The organism is Arenibacter algicola (genome assembly GCF_018860365.1).
GTDB lineage: Bacteria > Bacteroidota > Bacteroidia > Flavobacteriales > Flavobacteriaceae > Arenibacter > Arenibacter algicola_B.
Genome location: NZ_JAHKPO010000003.1, coordinates 349985 through 371220, shown reverse-complemented (window position 1 = coordinate 371220; position 21236 = coordinate 349985). Strand labels below are relative to the sequence as shown.

General features: G+C 39.7%; 17 protein-coding genes and 1 other RNA gene. 2 read left to right on the top strand and 16 right to left on the bottom strand.

Going from position 1 to position 21236, the window contains the following annotated elements; translation table 11 throughout:
* Positions 1–238: 238 nt before the first annotated feature.
* An RNA gene (rnpB, locus tag KO529_RS03580) (RNase P RNA component class A) lies at positions 239–555 on the bottom strand.
* Between the two features lie 133 nt (positions 556–688).
* Here rnpB and KO529_RS03575 point away from each other — a divergent pair.
* Positions 689–2524 (top strand): DNA polymerase III subunit gamma/tau, encoded by a 1836-nt coding sequence (locus KO529_RS03575; protein ID WP_215946539.1) that lies wholly within the window; start codon positions 689–691, stop codon positions 2522–2524.
* On the opposite strand, the gene KO529_RS03570 is transcribed toward KO529_RS03575, so the two are convergent.
* The 8 genes from KO529_RS03570 to KO529_RS03535 form a co-directional block, all read right to left on the bottom strand.
* On the bottom strand, positions 2513–2872 hold the full coding sequence (locus tag KO529_RS03570; RefSeq protein WP_215946538.1) for a transmembrane 220 family protein: 360 nt from the start codon (positions 2870–2872) through the stop codon (positions 2513–2515). The two genes, KO529_RS03575 and KO529_RS03570, sit on opposite strands and share 12 nt — an antisense overlap.
* Before the next feature lies 1 nt (position 2873).
* The gene (locus KO529_RS03565; RefSeq protein WP_215946537.1) at positions 2874–4250 is read right to left on the bottom strand and encodes an alkaline phosphatase family protein; all 1377 of its coding nucleotides are present in this window, start codon (positions 4248–4250) and stop codon (positions 2874–2876) included.
* A gap of 3 nt (positions 4251–4253) precedes the next feature.
* On the bottom strand, positions 4254–5447 hold the full coding sequence (gene eboE, locus KO529_RS03560) for a metabolite traffic protein EboE (RefSeq protein ID WP_215946536.1): 1194 nt from the start codon (positions 5445–5447) through the stop codon (positions 4254–4256).
* The gene (locus KO529_RS03555; protein WP_215946535.1) at positions 5441–6622 is read right to left on the bottom strand and encodes a 3-dehydroquinate synthase; all 1182 of its coding nucleotides are present in this window, start codon (positions 6620–6622) and stop codon (positions 5441–5443) included. The genes eboE and KO529_RS03555 overlap by 7 nt, the downstream gene beginning before the upstream one ends.
* Before the next feature lie 11 nt (positions 6623–6633).
* Positions 6634–7536, bottom strand: coding sequence for a UbiA-like protein EboC (gene eboC, locus KO529_RS03550; protein ID WP_215946534.1), 903 nt, complete (start codon positions 7534–7536; stop codon positions 6634–6636).
* Complete coding sequence (locus KO529_RS03545; RefSeq protein WP_215946533.1) at positions 7536–8444, bottom strand: TatD family hydrolase; 909 nt, start codon at positions 8442–8444, stop codon at positions 7536–7538. Before KO529_RS03545 ends, eboC begins: the two co-directional genes overlap by 1 nt.
* 246 nt (positions 8445–8690) lie before the next feature.
* Positions 8691–12041, bottom strand: a complete 3351-nt coding sequence (locus KO529_RS03540) for a ThuA domain-containing protein (protein ID WP_215946532.1) — start codon at positions 12039–12041, stop codon at positions 8691–8693.
* A 679-nt stretch (positions 12042–12720) separates the two neighbouring features.
* A complete protein-coding gene (locus tag KO529_RS03535; RefSeq protein ID WP_215946531.1) occupies positions 12721–13578 on the bottom strand; it encodes an EboA domain-containing protein in 858 nt (285 codons plus the stop codon).
* Positions 13579–13755: 177 nt separating this feature from the next.
* Between KO529_RS03535 and KO529_RS03530 the strand changes: the two genes are divergently transcribed.
* A complete protein-coding gene (locus tag KO529_RS03530; RefSeq protein WP_215946530.1) occupies positions 13756–14337 on the top strand; it encodes a tRNA-(ms[2]io[6]A)-hydroxylase in 582 nt (193 codons plus the stop codon).
* A gap of 52 nt (positions 14338–14389) precedes the next feature.
* Here the strand turns inward: KO529_RS03530 and KO529_RS03525 are convergent, their stop codons facing one another.
* The 7 genes from KO529_RS03525 to KO529_RS03495 all read right to left on the bottom strand — a co-directional run bounded on the left by KO529_RS03525 (position 14390) and on the right by KO529_RS03495 (position 21236).
* Complete coding sequence (locus KO529_RS03525; RefSeq protein WP_215946529.1) at positions 14390–15277, bottom strand: Ppx/GppA phosphatase family protein; 888 nt, start codon at positions 15275–15277, stop codon at positions 14390–14392.
* A 14-nt stretch (positions 15278–15291) separates the two neighbouring features.
* A complete protein-coding gene (ppk1, locus tag KO529_RS03520; RefSeq protein WP_215946528.1) occupies positions 15292–17370 on the bottom strand; it encodes a polyphosphate kinase 1 in 2079 nt (692 codons plus the stop codon).
* On the bottom strand, positions 17367–17855 hold the full coding sequence (locus KO529_RS03515; RefSeq protein ID WP_215946527.1) for a SixA phosphatase family protein: 489 nt from the start codon (positions 17853–17855) through the stop codon (positions 17367–17369). The genes ppk1 and KO529_RS03515 overlap by 4 nt, the downstream gene beginning before the upstream one ends.
* Before the next feature lie 137 nt (positions 17856–17992).
* Positions 17993–18640, bottom strand: a complete 648-nt coding sequence (gene pdxH, locus KO529_RS03510; protein ID WP_215946526.1) for a pyridoxamine 5'-phosphate oxidase — start codon at positions 18638–18640, stop codon at positions 17993–17995.
* A gap of 278 nt (positions 18641–18918) precedes the next feature.
* Positions 18919–19824 (bottom strand): ribonuclease Z, encoded by a 906-nt coding sequence (locus tag KO529_RS03505; RefSeq protein WP_215946525.1) that lies wholly within the window; start codon positions 19822–19824, stop codon positions 18919–18921.
* Between the two features lie 145 nt (positions 19825–19969).
* Complete coding sequence (locus KO529_RS03500; protein WP_215946524.1) at positions 19970–20302, bottom strand: ribonuclease Z; 333 nt, start codon at positions 20300–20302, stop codon at positions 19970–19972.
* Between the two features lie 7 nt (positions 20303–20309).
* Positions 20310–21236 carry an aspartate carbamoyltransferase catalytic subunit gene (locus KO529_RS03495; RefSeq protein WP_215946523.1) on the bottom strand — a complete coding sequence of 309 codons (927 nt, stop codon included), beginning with the start codon at positions 21234–21236 and terminating at the stop codon, positions 20310–20312.

The following is a 21236-nucleotide window of genomic DNA, read 5'->3' as shown; positions in this document are numbered from 1 at the left end:
ACCACAGAAGGTAGGGTTAGGTAGACATTTTATCATTCGGGGTGGTATTAAGCTCTAATTACAACACCTAGGACGGCATTAATTTAAAGAATCTTCCCTGGACAACATTCGTCAACAAGATACCGCCTGAAGCGGCAGTATTCGTAAGAATTCATACCCCGGATTACATTAATCAAAAGGATACCGCCTGAGGCGGCATCAATTCGACTACGTATGCTGTGCAAATACTGTCTCATTAAAAAAAAGCAGGTCATAAGCCGGATTCTGTTGACCTTGAATAATTTCAGGGCCTCCTTATCATTTATCTAGGCCAAAAGTTACCCTTTGGTTCCAACCGCCTACCCTTCAGCTCGGGCGTGCAGCCCTCAAACACTGATTTACATGACGTTGCACCGTATAGAGTTTACCTGGTTTCACTACAGCATAACCTGTACATACTTTCTGTTGCACTTGTCCTCATCTTTCAATGGACGGGCGTTACCCGCTATACTGCACTATGGTGTCCGGACTTTCCTCCCCCCACGGAACGCGGGGAGCGATAAGGCGACCTGCTGATACAAAGGTAATTCAATTGTTGATAAATAAAGTACTAAAGAAAGTTAAATAGGCCCTTTAATGCAATGCTATTTTTATATTTGTACTTCACCCATCGGCGTATTATTTTTACACCGAATATAAGTTAATAGCCTTGGAACCTTTTATAGTATCCGCACGAAAATACAGGCCCCAAACATTTAAGGATGTTGTTGGGCAACAGGCTATTACCAACACCTTGACCAACGCCATAGACAACGATCACCTGGCTCAGGCACTATTGTTTACTGGTCCTAGAGGTGTAGGAAAAACTACTTGCGCCCGTATTCTGGCAAAGCAGATCAACCAAGATGGTAGAACGGACGAAGACGAGGACTATGCCTTTAACATCTTTGAGCTGGATGCCGCATCCAATAATTCGGTAGATGATATAAGGGAGCTTACAAGTCAAGTACGCATACCCCCCCAGGTTGGAAAATATAAGGTATATATTATTGACGAGGTGCACATGCTGTCCCAGGCCGCCTTTAACGCATTCTTAAAGACGCTTGAAGAGCCACCTGCCCATGCCATATTTATATTGGCCACAACTGAAAAGCATAAAATTATCCCTACAATTCTATCTCGCTGTCAGATATTTGATTTTAAGCGCATCACCGTTAAGGATGCCGCCGAATATCTTAAATATATTGCGGAGAACCAAGAAATAGAGGCTGAGGACGATGCGCTTCATATTATAGCCCAAAAAGCAGACGGCGCTATGCGCGATGCCCTATCCATCTTTGACAGGGTCGTGAGTTACTCTGGCAAAAAATTGACCAGGAAAGCCGTAACCGAGAACTTGAACGTTCTTGATTACGACACCTATTTCGCTGCTACAGATCTTATTCTAAAACACGATATTCCCGGCCTATTGATACTTTTCAATGAAACTTTGGCCAGGGGTTTTGACGGACACCATTTTATAAGTGGCCTGGCTTCACATTTTAGGGATCTAATGGTATGCCAGCATCAAAACACTATTGAACTCCTAGAAGTTGGGGAGGAGGCAAAGAAACACTATAGCGAACAATCCAAAAATACTACTAGTAGCTTCTTATTATCAGCGATTGATTTGGCAAACGATTGCGACATAAAGTACAAGTCCAGTAAAAATCAGCGTCTTCTTGTTGAATTGACCTTAATGAAATTAGCCTCTATCAATTTTGATGGAGAAAAAAAAAAGCCTGAATCCTTAGGGAATGGTCGTAACAAACCAGATTTTATAATCCCTGCCTCCTTTTATAGGGTTAGTCGCCCCACCTCGGAAGGGAAAGAAATAAAATCCAACCAAACGGAGGTAAAAACCATCAATCCCGATGCGCCCAATACCGAAAGGGCCATCGTACAGGAACAAACTGTCCAAAATCAATCTTCTCCTGCCAACACTACCCAAAAGCCCCTAAGGAATGAAGGTAACGGAGCCGCAAATATTGCCCAGGAATCAAATCCTGCACCTAGGACCAAAATCAACATAAAATCTACCGAAAGGAGGGTCTCTGGTCTTTCGCTGTCCAGCTTAAAGGCTAAAAAAGAACATCAACTGAACAAAAAAGAGGATGTTATTGACGAAAGCAACCTTCCCAAAGCTAATTTTACAGAGGAAGAAATGCAAAAACATTGGGCAGATTTTGTTGACATTTTGGATAATGATGGACGGAAAATTTTGGCATCCAACCTGCATTCTGATGTACCCAAGCTTACCGATAATTTCACCATTTGGATAGAATTACCAAATGGCACCATGAAAAAGGAAATTGAGCGGGAAAAGTACGATCTAATGGAGTATTTAAAGCTAAAACTCAATAATCATTTTATACAACTGCGAATAACTGTAAACGAGGCCACTGCCAAGAAATTTGCATTTACCCCGGAAGAAAAGTATCTAAAATTAAGGGAGAAAAATCCGGCTATCGATCTTTTGAGAAAAGAGTTCGATTTAGATATTTAGCGCCCTTACAACCTTAACCCTCCAAGCATAAAACAACATTACCAAGGCATTGATTATGAGCCCCAAGGACTCCCTGGCATGTTCTATATTATCTATATTTCCCCCACCTATTGAAACTCCTTCAAAGTGATCCGGCCAGAAAATCCACGCCCCAATTAAGTAAGCAAAGGCCAAAACAACTGGAATCAATAAATTTAATTTACCAAGGAAAAATAAAAATGAAGCCACTGCGGCTATTCCATATATGATATACCACATAAAGGCATCCGGATCGTTATACTGGACCAATGCCGCCCAAACAAACAATATGGTAAATACTCCCGAAAATATCTTGGAAAAAAGTCGCATGTTATGAATTAATAAGATGGTTTTCTATAATACCGTACACCTCCGTTGCCAACACATTGTCCTTTAACAAAGCACTTTTTTTATTGGTTATCAAAACTGGGTGATCTTTGGGATCTTCGGGCATCCTGCCATGTGATCCTTTAACCAAAGTGGCGTCTAAGGGAATAATATCCATTACCGTTCGGAAACCCAATTTCTTTTTCAACAACTTCCAAATAACCTTTGGCATCAAGAATTTATCCTCGGGATCTGTTAGCATCTCCACTGGGTCGTATCCTGGTTTTTTGTGAATGTCTACCATCCTAGCATAATCAGGCGCCTTTTCATCATCCAACCAGAAGTAATAGGTAAACCAAGAATCCTTATCCGCTATTACCACCAAATCTCCACAACGTTCATGATCCAATTGCATATCCTTGATTTCGCTTCCTGAAAGTACTTGCTCTACCCCTTTAAGGCCTTTTAAAATAGCCTTGATCTTGTCCAAATCCTCCTTATCCTTTACATATACATGGGCCAATTGATGGTCCGCAACGGCAAACGCCTTACTGGCTCCCGCATCCAACAATTCCAGTCCCCTTTCCACACGAATATCAAGGTAACCCTCTTGCCTGAGCTTTCTATTTAAATGGATGGGATTGTTCACATTGGTAATCCCATACTCCGAGAGTAGAATAATATGGGCCGATTTGGTTTCATAATATTCCACCAATTGCTTAACTACATCATCGATCTCCCTTAGATCCTTTGAAATTTTGGTTAAATCGGTCCCGTAGCGTTGCATATTGTAGTCCAAATGCGGCAGGTAGACCAAAGTGAGGGTGGGATCATGCAAAACATCCGTTTTTAAACTGGCGTCCGCTATCCATTGACTGGATTTTATAGAGGTTTTCGGCCCCCAAAAATGGAATAGCGGAAATGTTCCCAATTCATTCTGTAAATGGTCCCGAAGTTCCGCCGGATAGGAATACACATCCGGGATCTTTCTTCCATCGGCCAAATAATTAGGTCTAGGGGTAACACTGTAATCCGCATTGGAATACATATTGTACCACCAGAACATATTGGCACAGCTAAAATTGCTGTCCAGCTTTTTAAGTTTGTCCCATATTTTTTCGGATTGTATAAGGCTATTGGATTGACGCCAAAACTTAACCTCGTGTTCTTCCTTAAAATACCAACCATTACCAACAATACCGTGTTCAGATGGGGTTTTTCCAGTTAAATAGGTGGCCTGCACAGAACAGGTCACCGCAGGCAATTGTGGTGTAATAGATGCCGAAGCACCTCTTTCCAAAAAAGATTTAATAAAGGGTGTGTGCTCCCCTATCAATCCCCGCGTTAATCCTACAACATTTAACACTACGGTTTTCTTCATGCCTTAAATTTTACTCTTTAACCATTCAATTTCACGGACAATACAATTGGACAGTTCGGTTTTGAGATCTTTCGGCAAGACATCCCAAGTATAGGTCTCTACCTCCAATTGATCCGAAAATTGAACCTTCTTAAGGTATTCCAACACTTTAAGTATCTGGTCCTGGGTAGAAAATAAATGATCGTACCTTTCCAAAAAAATGGGTACATGAAAATGGGACCTTAGCTCTTTGGCATTGGAGCGCTGCTCCAAAACTTCGGGCAAATCCCTATAGGTCACCACTTTATCGCCAATCTTTTCGGTGACTTGATGTAGATAGGTGGGCTCGTTAAACTGACTTAGCGAGTGCCATATAGCCTCATTATCACCCTCTTTAAAAAGGATTTTAAGTGCCGAGCTCACCTGTATTTTACCAACCTTTATCCCAGCTTTCTTAAATTTTGCCAATGTATATTCCGGTTCCTCATAGGCTAGGGAAAAATGGCACACGTCATAACAAACAGTTATATGTCTTAGAATTAAATCCTTGGCCGTTTCCTTGCTACACCCCAAAACTGCGATCAATTTTTGAGTGGCTATGGGAATCAAATAGGTATCATAAAAATAAAGAACCTCATCGCTATTCTCTATCATACCATCTGGTTCCGGCTCAATATCCATATGAAGATGCTTACCGGTATTCCTTTCAGTTTCCACCAACTGTAAAACAATCTCCGCCATACTTTCGGCTCCCGTTGCAAAGGCCTTGTCCAAAGCCTCTTCGGAAGTATGCCAATGCCTATAACTAACAGGCGAAGTAGAAATACCTCCCGAAATACCTTCAGGAATCAAAAAAGCCAATTGATCAAAAAGTCGCTTGGTATAATCCAATCTTTCTTGGGTGGTCCAATCCGGGGCATGTACCATATCTTTTACCCTTTCGTTATGAAAATTCCCATAAGGGAATCCGTTCATAGTAAAAACATAGAATTGATTATGGTCCAACCAATCCTTGAAATCCTTCAAATTACTACCTTCATTAAGCCCCAAACTTGCTACATTGGACAAGCGCAATCCAATACCAAAAGGAGATTCCGGCGCAACTTCCTTCTTTATTTTAGGTAGATATGTTTTTAGGCTATTATAGGTCTGCTCCCAATCTTCACCAGGATGAATGTTGCTACAATAGCTAAGATGATATTTGTTTTGTATTAACATGAGGTATTGGTTACTTTAGGTTTGTACATTTCGTTTAACCATACAATTGCTTTTCCCATGGTGGAAATATCAATTTCATGCACATCGTGTTTGGCACCTATTTTTGATATCAAGGTAATAGTAAGTTCCCCGCCCAAATGCTCCCTAAATTCCTGAATGCCGTTCAACAAATCATCCAGATCACTATCCTTTTGAATAGGGATATGTAAATCGAACCCAATTTGTTCCAGAACTTTCAAAATGCGGTCCAGGGTCTCCTTACTTATCAACCCTATAAAATGGGCATACACCAAATCCAAGGCCATACCAATGGCAACAGCCTCACCATGACGCAATTGGTAATTGGTCATATATTCCAATTTATGGGCTGCCCAATGACCAAAATCCAAAGGTCTGGAAGATCCACTTTCAAAAGGATCCCCCCCTTGGGCAATATGCTCCATATGCATCTCCGCACAGCGATAAATCAAGTACTCCATGGACTCCATATCACGTGCCCGAAGAAGTGTACTATTCTCCTCAATAAAATCAAAGAATATCGCATCCTTGATCAATGCCACTTTTACCGCCTCCGCTATACCAGAAATCCAATCGCGCTGCTCTAAAGTGGTTAAAAAATTACTGTCGTTTATTATGGCATAAGCTGGAGCAAAAGTCCCCAAAAAATTCTTTTTGCCTAAAATATTAAAACTATTCTTCACCCCTACGGCCGAATCGTTCTGGGACAGTACAGTGGTAGGTATTCTTATCAATTTCACCCCCCTGTGAGCTATGGCAGCGGCATATCCTACCATATCAATGATGGCTCCTCCTCCAATTGCCACAACGAAAGAGTGCCTGCAAATTCGGTTATCATTTACAGCGTTCAATATACGCTCCACATTGTGGTAATCATTCTTACACTGTTCCCCGCCCGTAATCACAATTTGTTCCGTTAGATGTACCACTGAACTATTTTTTACGCAATAGGATGCAATATCGGAGCTTAAATTTGGATGGGCGTCCTGTACACCACTGTCTATTACAAAAAGAACTTTTACATCTCCCTTTTTGTTATACCCACTAATAATATCCCTGAACAAGGGATTATCCAACTTAAAAATATATTCCGTAAAATGGAGCTTATACTCATAAGATACTTTAAAGGATTGCTCTATTGGTTTATAATGTGACATACTTTAAAACGTTAGGTAACTGCGAACAGTTTTGATAAAAAAATAGATAAGGGCAGTAGTAATAGTGTAAGCAACCCTACCCACCAATAGGAAAACCCTACGGCCAAGGTTGCGTCCAAAACAATGATAGAAATCACCCCGGCCATCACAGCCTTTTTAATGTTTTTGGGCGAATTCTCTGCATACGCCTTCAATAAAGGCCTAAATATTAAAAAAGCGAACAGTATTAAAAATGGAATTGCCTCCAATAAATTAAGCCCTGAGGTTGAAAAAAGAACAACAATTCCCAAAATCACAACACTGTACAATCCCCCTGCAAAAATAATATGGCTCTTATTATTACCGTGTACTTCTCCCCTACTAATAAGGGTTATAGCTGCAATATATAATACTGGCAAAACAAAATATACCCAATTGCTGAAATCACCCAAAATGGACACCCCTAGAAGTAAATTTAAACCTCTGCAAACCCCCATATTAAGTGGACCAAAGAAAGAATGATGTTTCCCCAAGGCATCATACAAAAGAATGGAAAGTCCTAAAGAAACGGCTACCATTCCACTTACAGAGCCTACCAAAAACGAAAATAGAACCCCCAAATTCATTAGTACACCTCCAAATATTGCGGCCGCTTGCACAGAAACTAATCCGGAAGGAATAGGTCTTTCCGGGCGCTCTGTTTTGTCCAATTTATGATCAAAGACGTCATTGAGAACAACACCAGCTGCATATAGGAACACGGAGGAAAACACCAACAAAGCTAAATCCCCTAAAATGGACAAATTCCAATCCGCATTAAGGGAAACCCCCATAAATACGCCCGAAATAGCCGCACCTGCCAAAACATCGGCAGCAGCTGTAGGTAAATTTGCAGGTCTGGCGAGCCTTAAATATCCTTTCAATACAGGATTCATTATACTATTTTATCCGAATCAACCTTAGGCTCCTGCCCTCGCAAAACACTATTGTCATTATATAATTTGGTTTGATTGATGCCTTGTGGATTTAACCAATCGGATTCCTTCATTTTACCATTTTTTCCGAAAATATCCAATGCATTTTGGTAACAGGTTTTAACCACATCCGATTTGGCTATTCCCCTTTTCAGCATCAGGGAGGCTGTTTTTGGCACTGCCAAAGGATCGCTAACGCCCCAGTCCGCAGAACTATCCACAATAATACGATCGCTGCCAAAATTTCTTACTACCTCCACCATTCTTTCATTCCCCATTTTGGTTTTTGGATAAATCGTAAATGCAGCCCAAAAACCGCGATCCAATACATCCTTAACAGTTTCCTCGTTATTGTGATCAATAACAACCATACCCGGATCAAGACCATGTTCCAAACAAACTTCCATACTTTTTAAGGTTCCCGACTTTTTATCCCTATGCGGGGTATGTATCTGTACGGGAATATTCAATTCTTTGGCCAACTCCAACTGCATTCTAAAATATTTATCCTCGGCTGGGGTCTGATCGTCATAACCAATCTCACCAATGGCTACTACATTTTCCTTGTGCACGTACAACGGCAATAATTCAATTACCTGTTCGGCCAGGGCTTCATTATTGGCCTCCTTGGAATTTAACCCTATAGTGCAATAATGATGTATCCCAAACTGACTGGCCCTAAAAGGCTCCCACCCCACAAGGCTGCTGTAATAATCTTGAAACGACCCTACTTGTGTACGCGGTTGTCCCAGCCAAAATGAAGGCTCTATAATAGCCACTACACCTGCTGCCGCCATTGCCTCATAATCGTCCGTTGTTCTGGAGGACATGTGTACATGTGGGTCAATAATCATCATTTTCTCTTCCATAATAATATTGTATACTTTAATTGATAAACGCTTCTAATATTCAAATGTTTTACCTGCCTTTAAGAACATAAACCAAATATTGTAAAAATCCCTATTCTGAAGGCAACTCTAACCGATAAAGTTAGTTAATTAATGGGTCATAACGATTATAACAAGCCCATTTTAAAAGTGTTTTAACAGAAAACCAAACTACCAACTTTAGCTTAACACTAAAGAATTCAATTTATATTTAGCGTAATAACCGCTTTAATATTTCAATATCATAGCGTTAAAATTGGCTATTATTTGTTCCTTGTCACCTGTACCTTTAAAAACCAGGCATAGGGCATCAAAATCCTTGCTAGGCTTTACCGGGATAAGATAGTTCTTCTTTGCCCCTTTCTCCTTGTTAAAATATTTTAGGGAGCTTTCCCCGATCAATTTACCGTTAGGACTATTTTCCCTAATTTCTACTTTGCCCTCGTACGGATAGTCGGCCCCAAAATACATGAACAACTCTATATTTTTTAAACCCTCCAAGCCAATGTCGTTGAATTTTAAATAGGAATCATTTTTAATGGATCCAACTACCTGGTCTCCTTCCACCTCCCAATTACTCAATCCCCCACTTTTTTCATCAGCATTGGCTCCTTCATACTTCGGAAATTTAAAAACAATTTGATCTCTAACCGAAAGGGAAGATTCAGGCTGCTCCTTACTTCCCCTATCAGTGTACGAAGCCATTAAGACGTACTTACCTTGGCTCTTTTTCGCCTGATGGGCATTAAAACCAACTTCACCTTGTATAGGCAATAGATTTTCATCTTTCCCAATATCCGAATTCAAAGAAAGAATATAATCTACTATTTTATCCACTTCGGAGACCTTAAGTTGGGGGTGTGCGGACATCATACTTTCTCCCCAAACTCCTGAGCCCCCTTTAATGATTTTATCTATCAAATAATTTTTGTCCTTGGCCGAATATCTCGCTGCAATTTCCTCATATGAAGGCCCATTGACCTTAACATTAATGGCATGACAGGCCTTACAGTCCGTATCCTCCATAATTAATTTACCTTCGGGTATGGTGTTCTGTTGATGCCCAATGGTGGCCTTAACCATATCCTCACCTTCCGGAATATAATCAAAGGTGACTTTTACATCCTTGGGATCAATGGTACCCTCAAGGGTACTACCATCCTGTTTATCGGTCACAACAATCTTATAGGCCACTTTAAGTCCATCCCAATACGTTCTGTTCTTGGTATCCAATTCAATTTTTATTTCAGGAATATCATTGCCTACCAATATTTTGTGGGTGGATGTATCCGTGTTTCCTGCTTCATCGGTTACCTTTAAACGAACCGTATAATTCCCGGGTTCATTAAAGGTAAAACTAGGCTCCATAGCCGTATCCTGTACCTCATCCGAATTAAAGTACCATTCGTATTGCAATTTGTCCTTATCAAAATCCTCGGAGGTACTCCCTGAAAAATTTACGGTAAATGGCTGGGCACCAACCATTTTATCCGAGGTAATTCGGGAAACCGGCTTGCGGTTACCGTCAACATAACTAATTCTGTTTAAACGGGCATCCATGTTTTGGGAATTCCATTTTTGGCCATATTCAAGGACATAAAGGTTGCCATCAGAGGCAAAAAGCATATCCATCGGATGGGAAAACTCGTTATTGGGCATAAAAGGGTCTGCCTTTACATAGTTGTGATCTTCATCTAAAGTTACCACATAGATCCAATCCCTCATCCACTCATACAATAAAACCTTATCCTCAAAATACTCTGGAAATTTATTGGTAGCATTGGGATAGTTGGAAGTATGATAAATTGGGCCCGCCATAGGGTTAACTCCTCCAGAGCCCAACCATGGAAATTCTTCCGAAGCACCATAGGAAAACCATATCATTGATTCCTGTGCGGGAGGAAGCTCTTTGATACCCGTATTATTGGGAGAATCGTTGATCAATTTGGTAGGATCGAACTTTTTTCCTGGGGTTTCGGTGGTAAAATCATAATCATTATATGCCTGATTATTGCCGCGAGTATAGGGCCATCCCCAATTCCCAGCTTTTCTAGCCTGATCAAATTCACCCATACCATGTGGTCCCCGATTGGGATCGCCCTTACCGGCATCTGGACCAACATCTCCCCAATATAGATACCCAGTTTCACTATCTATAGAAAATCTAAAAGGGTTACGAGACCCCATTACATATATTTCCGGTCTGGTATTAGGAGTACCTACTGGGAAAAGATTCCCTTCAGGAATGGAATAGGTTCCGTCGTCCTCTGGTTTAATTCTCAATATCTTTCCTCTAAGATCATTGGCATTGGCCGCCGATTTTTGCGCATCCCATAATGCCCTACCTTCCCGTTCGTCTATCGGGGCAAAACCGGAAGACTCAAAAGGGTTAGTGTTGTCCCCCAGACCAATAAACAAATTACCATCGGGACCAAATTCCAAGGCCCCACCACTATGGCAGCATTTACGTATTGTTGGAATGGTCAATAGATTTTTTTCAGAGGCAAAATCCAAGGAATCACCCACCAAAGTAAATCTTGAAATCCGTTGTTCGCTTTTATCTCCTGGAGCGGAATAGAATAAGTAAATCCAATTATTTTTTTTATAATCGGGATCAACCGCTATACCCAACAAACCATCCTCATTACCATAAAACAAATCCAATTGGGCCAGCTGTTTCGTTTTTTCCTCCTTAAAATCATAAAGCTTCAAGGCACCCCGGCGTTCAACGAACAATATCCCTCTACCCGGTAATTCTTCAATTTCCATTGGCTCGTTCAGGTTAAAATCGAGCACCTTGCGAACATACCTGTTTTCCTCAGGAATCCTTTCGGTCTTTGCCTTGCTGTAATCCAATACCGCATCCCCGACTGCATAGGTAATACCGCCCAAAATGTGATTTAAAAAATCCGTATCTTCAAAAGTGGCATCGGTATGTCCCATTTCCGTATAAAAAGATCTTCCCCCGTCATATTCGTGATACCAGGATATGGGATGGTGTTCCCCATTTTCCCCTCCCTCATAACTGGTCTCGTCAATTTCTATCAATACCTTTATTGCTGGGTTGATATCCCTAAAATTATACCATTCGTCCGTCTTCATCCATGTATCGGACATAGATTTCGTAGCTGGATGATTTTTATCCACTATATTCAACCTTGCCTCCTGAATTTTAGGATGCCCCTTAAAATAGGCGCCCACTAATTTATTGTACCAAGGCCAACCGTACTCCGTATCCGTAGCCGCATGGATTCCCATAAATCCCCCACCAGCTTGAATATATCTTTCAAAATCTGCCTGTTGCACCTCATTTAATATATCGCCAGTAGTATTTAAAAATACAACTGCGGAATATTGCTTTAATATTTCTTCGGTAAAATAGGTCGCATCTTCGGTTGTGTCGACCAAGAATCCATTTTCTGTACCCAATTTTTTCAATGCCTCTGCTCCTGCCTCAATGGATCCATGCCTAAATCCTTCCGTTTTACTAAACACCAATAATTTGGTTTCCTTGGAGGTACAGGAGCCTAGAATACAAACTAGGATAAGTCCCATTACCAACTTTAAAATATTATCCATAAAATTCAATTAATTAAATACTATTCTTTGATCAAGGTGTCGCAAATGTAGATTCAATTGTAACCTTCAAATCTGAAAAACACCTCAACCAAAAACAAATTATACTTTTATAAATACTTTTTTTGCCTATAATGTAGAATTCTTTACAATAATGCAGCAATTTAAATCATTTGAAAAGAATTTTATATAAACCAGTAAAAAAAGACGACCATGGACCATCATTACCCTATTCCAAGTTGGGCCTTTTAAAATGGAAATGCACATCTTATAAATATCTGAATTAAAGTGAGTGCTTCTGTCATAAACGTTCTTAGTTTCTGCCGATATTAGACCATACAAAGTTCATGCCAGTATGCTGCCAGGAGTAAAGGCCAAAAAATCCATCCCACCAATTTACATCCTACCTTGTACTATATCTTAAACAAAATACCAGAGGAGGTGCTGCGGTTCCAGTATCGGACCTATCTACCAAACGCTCCAGTTTATTAAAAAAGAGATTAGCCATAAGAAACCAGCATACGCAACACCAATGGCGCCTATGCTACATGTGCCCAAAGATGAAGCTCTTAAAATTGCCGGATAGATCAATTCATATAAGAAGAAAGACTTAACAACATCCAATAAAACGAGCGGCTCAATGTTACTGTTGAGCCGCTCTTTTTATTTTTAAAATGTAACACTATTCTTTAAGGTTCTGCCAAGTAATATTACCATTTTCGATTCCTTTTACAAGCGCAGGAAATTCTGTCAACAATGCCTTCGCTTCACTGGAATTGGAGTGGTAACAACAAAGAGCGGCAGCTTTTCGTTCGGCAATATTTTCGCTCGAAAATAATCTTTTCATGTCCTTTAAGAGTTTTTCGTTCATAAAATTGCTCACTGGCCTCCAAAAGCAGGGATCTATTTCCCTTGATGCCGCCCAACGCTCATGGGCGTAATCCGAAATAATTCTTGTAAGCTCCTTGTTTCCCCGTTGTTCTACCTGCACTATTTCATTAAGATTTTGCTGCATAAATGCAGCCTTAAGGTACATTTGGTTCCATTGCTGTTCATTAAAATAAAGAGCAGGATAAGGATTGTTCAACGCTATAGCATCAAAAACAGTAGAGATATTGGTCCTAAGTGCCTCCACGGCCTGTACTTTATAGTTTTCTGGATGCGGCAACAACACCAAAAATTTAAGGAAGGTCTCAAGTTCACTCTTATCCGCCACTTCAATAATATTGGCCACCTTGGCCTTAAAAAAATCCTCCTTGGCCTCCAACACCCTATAAAGCAAATAGATTCTACCTATCTGCTGAAGGTTTGCATGTTGTATTTCAAGGTAACCCTTTAACTCCTTATCATCCAATAAGAGCGACAAATCTTTTTCCGATCTAATTTTTGTGGGTACCAAGCTATAGGTCAGATATAAATCCTTTGTGGACTCTGATTCCACAATGCCTTCAATTTTTGAAAACAGCCATTGCTTATTTTCATTGTCCACATTATCCTCTAAAATTTTCAGAAGCTGGGTACCGATATTTTTAAATAACATATTACAATATATTTGTTCAGTGTTAAACCATAAATTTTAATAAAACATATAGTAAGCCTATGTGTAATTCAAATTATTGCACAATGCCTACAAAGAAGGCTTAAATATAAAACTATATCAGCATTAATTACCGCGGTTTATGGTATTCTTTCTATTTTTGAAATAGAAAATTGTGCTATGTTAGGTTTAAAGTTACCCACAGACCCAAGATGGGTCAACATTGTTGAGAAAAATATTGATGAAATATTAACGGACCATGCCTATTGCGAGCAAAAGGCGGCAAGCACGGCTATTTCATTGATCGTGAGCTTTCCCGAATACACGGAACTTACCCAAGAAATGATAGCCTTGTCCAGGGAGGAAATGGGACATTTTAAAATGGTACATGACCGCATATTAGCCCGTGGAAAAACATTGGGAAGAGACAGAAAGGACGACTACGTCATAGCATTATTAAAGTTTTTCCCGAAGGGAGGCAGCAGAACCACCCAGTTAGTGCACCGATTGTTATATGCTGCATTAATTGAGGCCCGGAGCTGTGAACGCTTTAGATTGCTATCCGAGCAATTACAAGATAAAGAGCTGGCAGATTTTTACCATAAACTAATGATCAGTGAAGCAGGTCATTACACCATGTTTTTAAACTTCGCCCGCACGTATGGAGATCGCAAGGAGGTGGACAAGAAATGGGACGCTCTACTAACTTATGAAGCATCGATCATGAAGGATCTGGGCAATACTGAAACCGTACACGGCTAAATTGCCTTTCGGCAAAAAGGTCCAATAAATCCAACTTCTGTACCATAATCCCTTAGTCTTTGGTATAGTACAGTGTTTTAATAATTCCGTCTGACAACCCTATTTTGGGTACATGAATTTTTTTGGCTCCGATCCACTTGGCAGAAGAGACAAAAATTTGTGTTGCAGGAATAATTACATCTGCCCTATCAGGATTTAGTCCCAATTCCGAAACCCTTTCCTCAAAAGTTAAGCTGGCCAGAAAATGATATTGCGCCCTTAGCCAAATATAAGACAGGGACTCTCCTTCCTTTCGACCGGACATTTTGTGTAGTTTATTAATGTTTCCCCCAGAACCAATGATCGATAAATTGGGCAGCCCCTTAACGTGTTTCTTTAGCCAGAGTTCCAGATCGTTCCACATAGAATCATTTACCATACCGTTCAGGAGCCGAACGGTTCCAATCTTAAAGGATTCCGAAATTTTTATTTTCCCTTCAGAAAATACAGTGAACTCCGTACTCCCTCCGCCCACATCTATATAAAGATAAGTCTCATCTTTCCTTATCAAATTCTTAAGGTCTGTAGAGGCTATAATTGAAGCCTCCCTTTCCCCGTCTATAAGTTGAATCTGTACGCCTGAAGCCTCTAATATATTATCAATAACCAGCTGCCCATTATCAGCTTCCCTCATGGCCGAAGTAGCACAGGCCATATATTTTTCCACCCCATGTACTTCCATTAAAAGTTGAAACGCCTTCATAGCATTCAACAAGCGTTCTTCATTGCGTTTGGAAATAGTCCCATTTTTAAACACATCCTCCCCAAGCCTGATAGGCAATCGTACCAGGGCACTTTTTCTAAAGAGGGTATCTTTCCCTTCTTCTTCAATTACGTTATGGGTAAGTAAGCGTATAGCATTGGAGCCAATATCTATAGCGGCATATTTCCGTACTTTCAAAGTAGCTGTTTTTTTTAGGAATTCAATTTATTGAGGTAATAATCATAGGTAGCGAATTGTGAACGCACTTTGGGGTTATTGTTCTTTCTATATGCATTATCGTGTCTTTCAGAAAACATCCTTGCCTTTACGTTATCCCTCCAAGAAATATCAAAGGTATCCAGAAGTTCCTGCTTTACGTCACCATCATATATCGGCACTCCGACTTCTACACGATAATCCAAATTTCTCGTCATCCAATCGGCAGAGGAGATATATACTTTTGAATTGCCATCATTTCCAAAAATGAAGATTCTAGGATGCTCCAAAAATTTATCCACAATACTAATGGCCTCTATGTTTTCGCTCATGCCCTTAACACCTGGCACCAAGCAGCAAATACCCCTGATAATAAGCTGAATTTTTACACCCGCCCTACTGGCTTCATACAGCTTATCTACCATTTTATATGACGTAAAGCTGTTCATTTTTATCTTTATATAAGCCTCTTTGCCTGCCTTTGCATTTTGAATTTCCTTATCGATCAACTTCTTGAACACATTTTTGGTGTAGTGGGGAGAAACTATAAGATGTTTGTATTTATTGATCTTATAGGTAGTCTCAAAGAAATCGAAAACTTTGTTCAATTCCTTCAATATACCGTCATGTGCCGTGAATAAGGTATAATCCGTATAGATACGGGCCGTTGATTCATTAAAGTTTCCAGTACTAACAAACCCGTAGCGTTTAATTTGCGTACCCTCTTCCCTCTCTACAAGACATATTTTACTATGCACTTTTAAGCCGCGAACACCGAATATAAGCTTTACCCCCTCTGCCTGTAACTGTTCCGCATATTCAATATTGGCCTGTTCGTCGAACCTGGCCTGCAATTCTATCTGCACTGTAACGTGTTTTCCATTTTTTACGGCGTTTATCAAGGATGCCGCCACTTGGGAGTTATCGGCCAATCTATATACCGTAATCTTGATATTTCTCACCTTGGGATCCAAGGCTGCTTCCCTTAAAAATTTAATGATATAGGAAAAGGTCTGGTATGGGGTATACTGCAGGAAATCCTTTTCCGATATCCGCTCAAAAAGGCTTCCTTCCATTGAAATTCCCTTAACGGGCAATGGAGATATCTTATCGTACATTAAATCATTTCTTCCCAAACTTGGAAAGCCCATATAGTCACGTCTATTGTGATATCTTCCTCCTGGAATTACACTATCCGTATCCTCAATATCCATTTTTTCCTTTAAGAAATCGAGGGTATCCTTACCAATGCTCTTATCGTAAACAAAACGCACAGGATCACTTATTTTCCTATGCTCCACACTGGACGATATTTTTTCAATAAAGCTCTTGCTCAGGTCGTTATCCATATCCAACTCGGCATCACGGGTAATTTTGATCATATGTGCAGATATGGATTCATAGTCGAACATATTAAAAATACTCCCCAGACAATACCTGATAAGATCATCAAGAATGATGATATAGTTTTTGTCGCCCTCCTTGGGCAACACCACAAAACGATCTATACCCTTAGGAATTTCAATAAGTGCATACCGCTTTTCTTTGACATTGGATTTGCTGCCGGGCTCTTTCTTTAATATTAATTTTACCGCAAGATAGGCCGCAGTATCCTTCAGCATAGGGAAGCCGGCCAAATCGTTTAAAATAATGGTCATCAAAACTGGACTGACCTTTTCGATGAAATAATTTTTAATAAAGGAACATTGGGACTCCGTTATTTTTTTTTCATTGATCAAAAAAATATTCTGGGTTTCCAGTTCCTTTTCAATATCACTTAAGATCTTTAAACTTTTGGTTTGCTGCTTAATTACGATTTCGGTAATTTCCTCGAGTAGATCTTTTGCCGTTTCCCCGCCCAAGACACTTTTACCAGATCTGCCTGCTTCTACAATTCTTTTAACGGTTGCATACCTTACCTTAAAAAATTCATCCAAATTATTGGAAAATATCCCTAAAAATCGAAGGCGCTCTATTAAAGGAACATTCTTGTCCGCACTTTCCTGTAAAACCCTCTCATTAAAACTTAACCAACTAATTTCTCTGTTTATATATTGATTTTTACTCTTGATCATTCTTTTAATTGTTTTGGAAAAAGTGTCTGTACCGTAATTCCTTTTGTCACGGCACTCCAATCGTTTATGTCAAATTTTAATTGTACCAGCCCACTGGTGGGAACATTGTCAATATACATGTTTCCCAGAGAATTGGCAATATGTGTAAAAGCTTCGTTGTGTCCAAAAATAATTACCGTATCCAAGTCATTGTTCAATCCCTTAACAAATCGGTATACGTCCTCCCCTGAAAAATCATAAAGTTCATTGGACAGTTCAAATTTTGTATATGGAAAGTTTATAGTTCTTAAAAAAATCATAGCGGTATGCAAAGCCCTATTGGCGGGACTGGAATAGGCCGCATCAATATGGATTATATTGGACGAAAATTCCTTTGCCACCTTATTTACATCCTTTATACCCCTTTCCATTAGGGGCCTGTCCCTGTCGGAAACATTGTATTCCCATGACGATTTTCCGTGCCTTACCAATATTACCGTTTTCATACGTTTAAATCATTTTAATTCATTCCTAAAAAAGAAAATCAAAAATGGAGAGCGTGTAAATTGTTCATTACCTTTTTTTACCACATAGTAATTGGCACATCCCCATTACCATTCAAATCCAATGCGTTGGCCAAGCGTCAAGGGGCCAACCTTTCAATTTTCCAATCGAAATTGGCCTGAAGACTATAACGTATCCTATCGTGCAATCTATTGGGCCGTCCTTGCCAGAATTCAATGGACACAGGCTTTACAATAAATCCGCCCCAATATTTGGGACGCTCTATCTCCTTATTTTCATATTCCTTCTCCAAATCCTTTAATTTCTTCTCCAAATAATCCCTACTCGGAACCACCTCGCTCTGGTTGGAGACTATTGCACCTAGCTTGCTACCATCGGGTCGCGATTCAAAATAGCCATCAGATAAATTTTCAGCAATTTTCTCCGCTCTTCCCTTAATTATGACCTGCCTTTCCATATTGGGCCAAAAAAAGGAAATGCAAACATTGGGGTTTTGGGTTATGGCCCTACCCTTTTCACTTTCATAATTGGTATAAAAAATAAAACCTTCAAAGGTGTACTTTTTCAACAATACCACCCTGTTCTTTGGAAACCCGTCCAAACCTATGGTAGAGACCGTCATGGCATTGGGTTCATCTACCCCATCTGATGCCTCAACCTCATAAAACCATTTTTGAAACAACTCCATAGGGTTATCCGAAATAACCTCTTCTGTAAGAGAGCTTTTTTCATAGGATTTCCTGTAATTCCCTAGGTCTTTTTGCATATGTACTCTTGGATATTATTATCGTGAAAAGTTACTATACAAAATTGCATAAAACAAACTGAAACACGAAAAGTAAGTGGAGTTTTTTTAAACTCTAGAAACCAAGGATTGACCGATATAATTACACACAATTATAGTTTGGCAATAGCCCCTCCAAAACAATGTTTATGCCCAATAACTCAAGCATAAATTTTAAGGAGTATGGACTAACAAGGAAAGCAAATAGCTTTAAAATAAAAACAGTCAAGTCTTAGTAACAATATTACGTTTTATTTGGACTAAAGTTCAAACTCCTTGCCATCGTCCGCTAGCTCCACATTTGGAAATATGGTTTGGGCCTCTTCCTTAAAAAGGTCCAGAGATTGATATCTAGTTGAAAAATGTCCCAATATCAACATCCCTACATTAGCTTCCTTGGCAATGGTAGCGGCCTCTTTGGCGGTGGCATGTTTTGTTTTCGGAGCCAATCTTTTTTCTGTCTCCAAGAATGTGGCCTCATGATACAACACATCCACATTCCGGATCCAAGGAATAATTTTGGCTGAAAATGCCGTGTCACTACAAAAAGCATAACTTTTGGGAGCGGGAGGATCAAAAGTCAACAAGGCATTGGGGATAACACTATTATTATCCAAAACAATGTCTTTGCCGTTCTTGATATTCTGAAAATAACATTTGTCTATTTTGTATTTGGCTACAGCTTTTACATTTAATTTGCGTTCGCCCAGCTGCTCCTTTATCAGAAAACCATTGGTATATATCCTGTGTTCTAAAGGAATTGTGGTTATGGACACCTTGTCATCCTCATAAATCCTTTCGGGCTCTGTTGAAGTTAATTCGTGAAAAATTAGGGGGTAATTGGTCCATGAATCCCCTAATTTAAGAAATAAGGTAATCGCCTCCTTAATTCCTTTTGGGCCATATACATGCAATTCATTGGTCCTGCCCAATAACCTAAAAGTAGATATTAACCCTGGCAAGCCAAAAAAATGGTCTCCGTGCAAATGCGATATTAAAATATGATTGATACGGGAAAACTTTATCTTGCTCTTACGCAATTGTACCTGTGTTCCTTCTCCACAGTCTATTAAAAACAATTGATTCTTAATCTCAAGTACTTGTGACGTAGGATTGTTCAAAGATCTTGGTGTTGCAGCATAACAACCCAATACAGTTAGTTTCATAAAAATGAAATATTGAAAGTGGAAAATGGAAGATTATTCCCTGGTTATATTTAAAAGACACCTAATCGACAGCAACAACCTAATAACTTTGGCATTTACTTCAATAAAAATCTTACTCCCACTATCACTTATAAATTATAAATTCTTAAAGGTCCAAGTCCCTTTCGATCTCCTCCATTTCTATAATATCCTTAGCCTCCTGAATGGTAGGCACCACACAGATGCGATCTGGGACCTCATCATAGGATACTTTTCCGGTAACCAAAACGAAGGATTTTTTAGTTTTCCGATGAGCATCGGAGAGCTCCAAAAATTCCAAAACGTCGTTGGAAGTCAGTTTTGAAAAGGAAAAAAGATTCACAATAATATGATCGTTCTTAATCTTAGGATACATGTCCCTAAAATTGGATAGAAACTTGTTTAATGAGATATTTTCTTGAAGAACCGTAGTTACATTCCCTTCTTTATCCAAAATCATAGGCCTATTATTTAATTTTTGACGCCAACAAATAAATCACTGCCATACGTATGGCGACCCCATTTTCTACCTGGTTCAATATAATGGATTGTTTGGAATCCGCCACATCACTGGTTATTTCCACTCCACGGTTAATGGGACCCGGGTGCATAATTACAATTTCCTTATCCAAGCTATTCAACAAAGCCTTATTAACCCCAAACTGCTGGGTGTACTCCCTTGTTGTAGGGAAATAACTAATATCCAGTCTTTCATTCTGAATACGTAGCATATTGGCAACATCGCACCAGTTCAACGCTTTTCGCAAATTGGTTTCCACGGTAACACCTAAGGATTCTATATGTTTAGGAATCAATGTTTTAGGTCCACAAACCTTTACATTGGCACCCTGTAATTGCAAGGCGAAGATATTGGAAAGTGCCACCCGTGAATGAAGAATATCTCCTACGATGACCACATTTTTACCTGCTACATCCCCTAATTTTTCTCTAATGGAATAGGAATCCAACAAGGCTTGGGTGGGATGCTCATGGGCACCATCACCAGCATTGACTATAGAGGCCTTAACATGTTTGGAAAGGAATATTCCAGCTCCAGGGTTGGGATGGCGCATTACCACCATATCTACCTTCATTGAAAGAATATTATTTACTGTATCTATCAAGGTCTCCCCTTTTTTCACGGAAGATTGTGCTGCAGAAAAATTAACAACATCTGCGGACAACCTCTTTTCCGCCAACTCAAAGGAAAGTCGTGTACGGGTACTGTTTTCAAAAAATATATTGGCTATGGTAATATCTCGTAGGGAAGGAACTTTTTTGATAGATCGGTTGATCACTTCCTTAAAGTGATCTGCCGTTTCAAAAATGAGCTGAATATCCGATTCCTTCAGATACTTGATTCCCAACAAGTGTTTTACACTTAATTCGCCCAT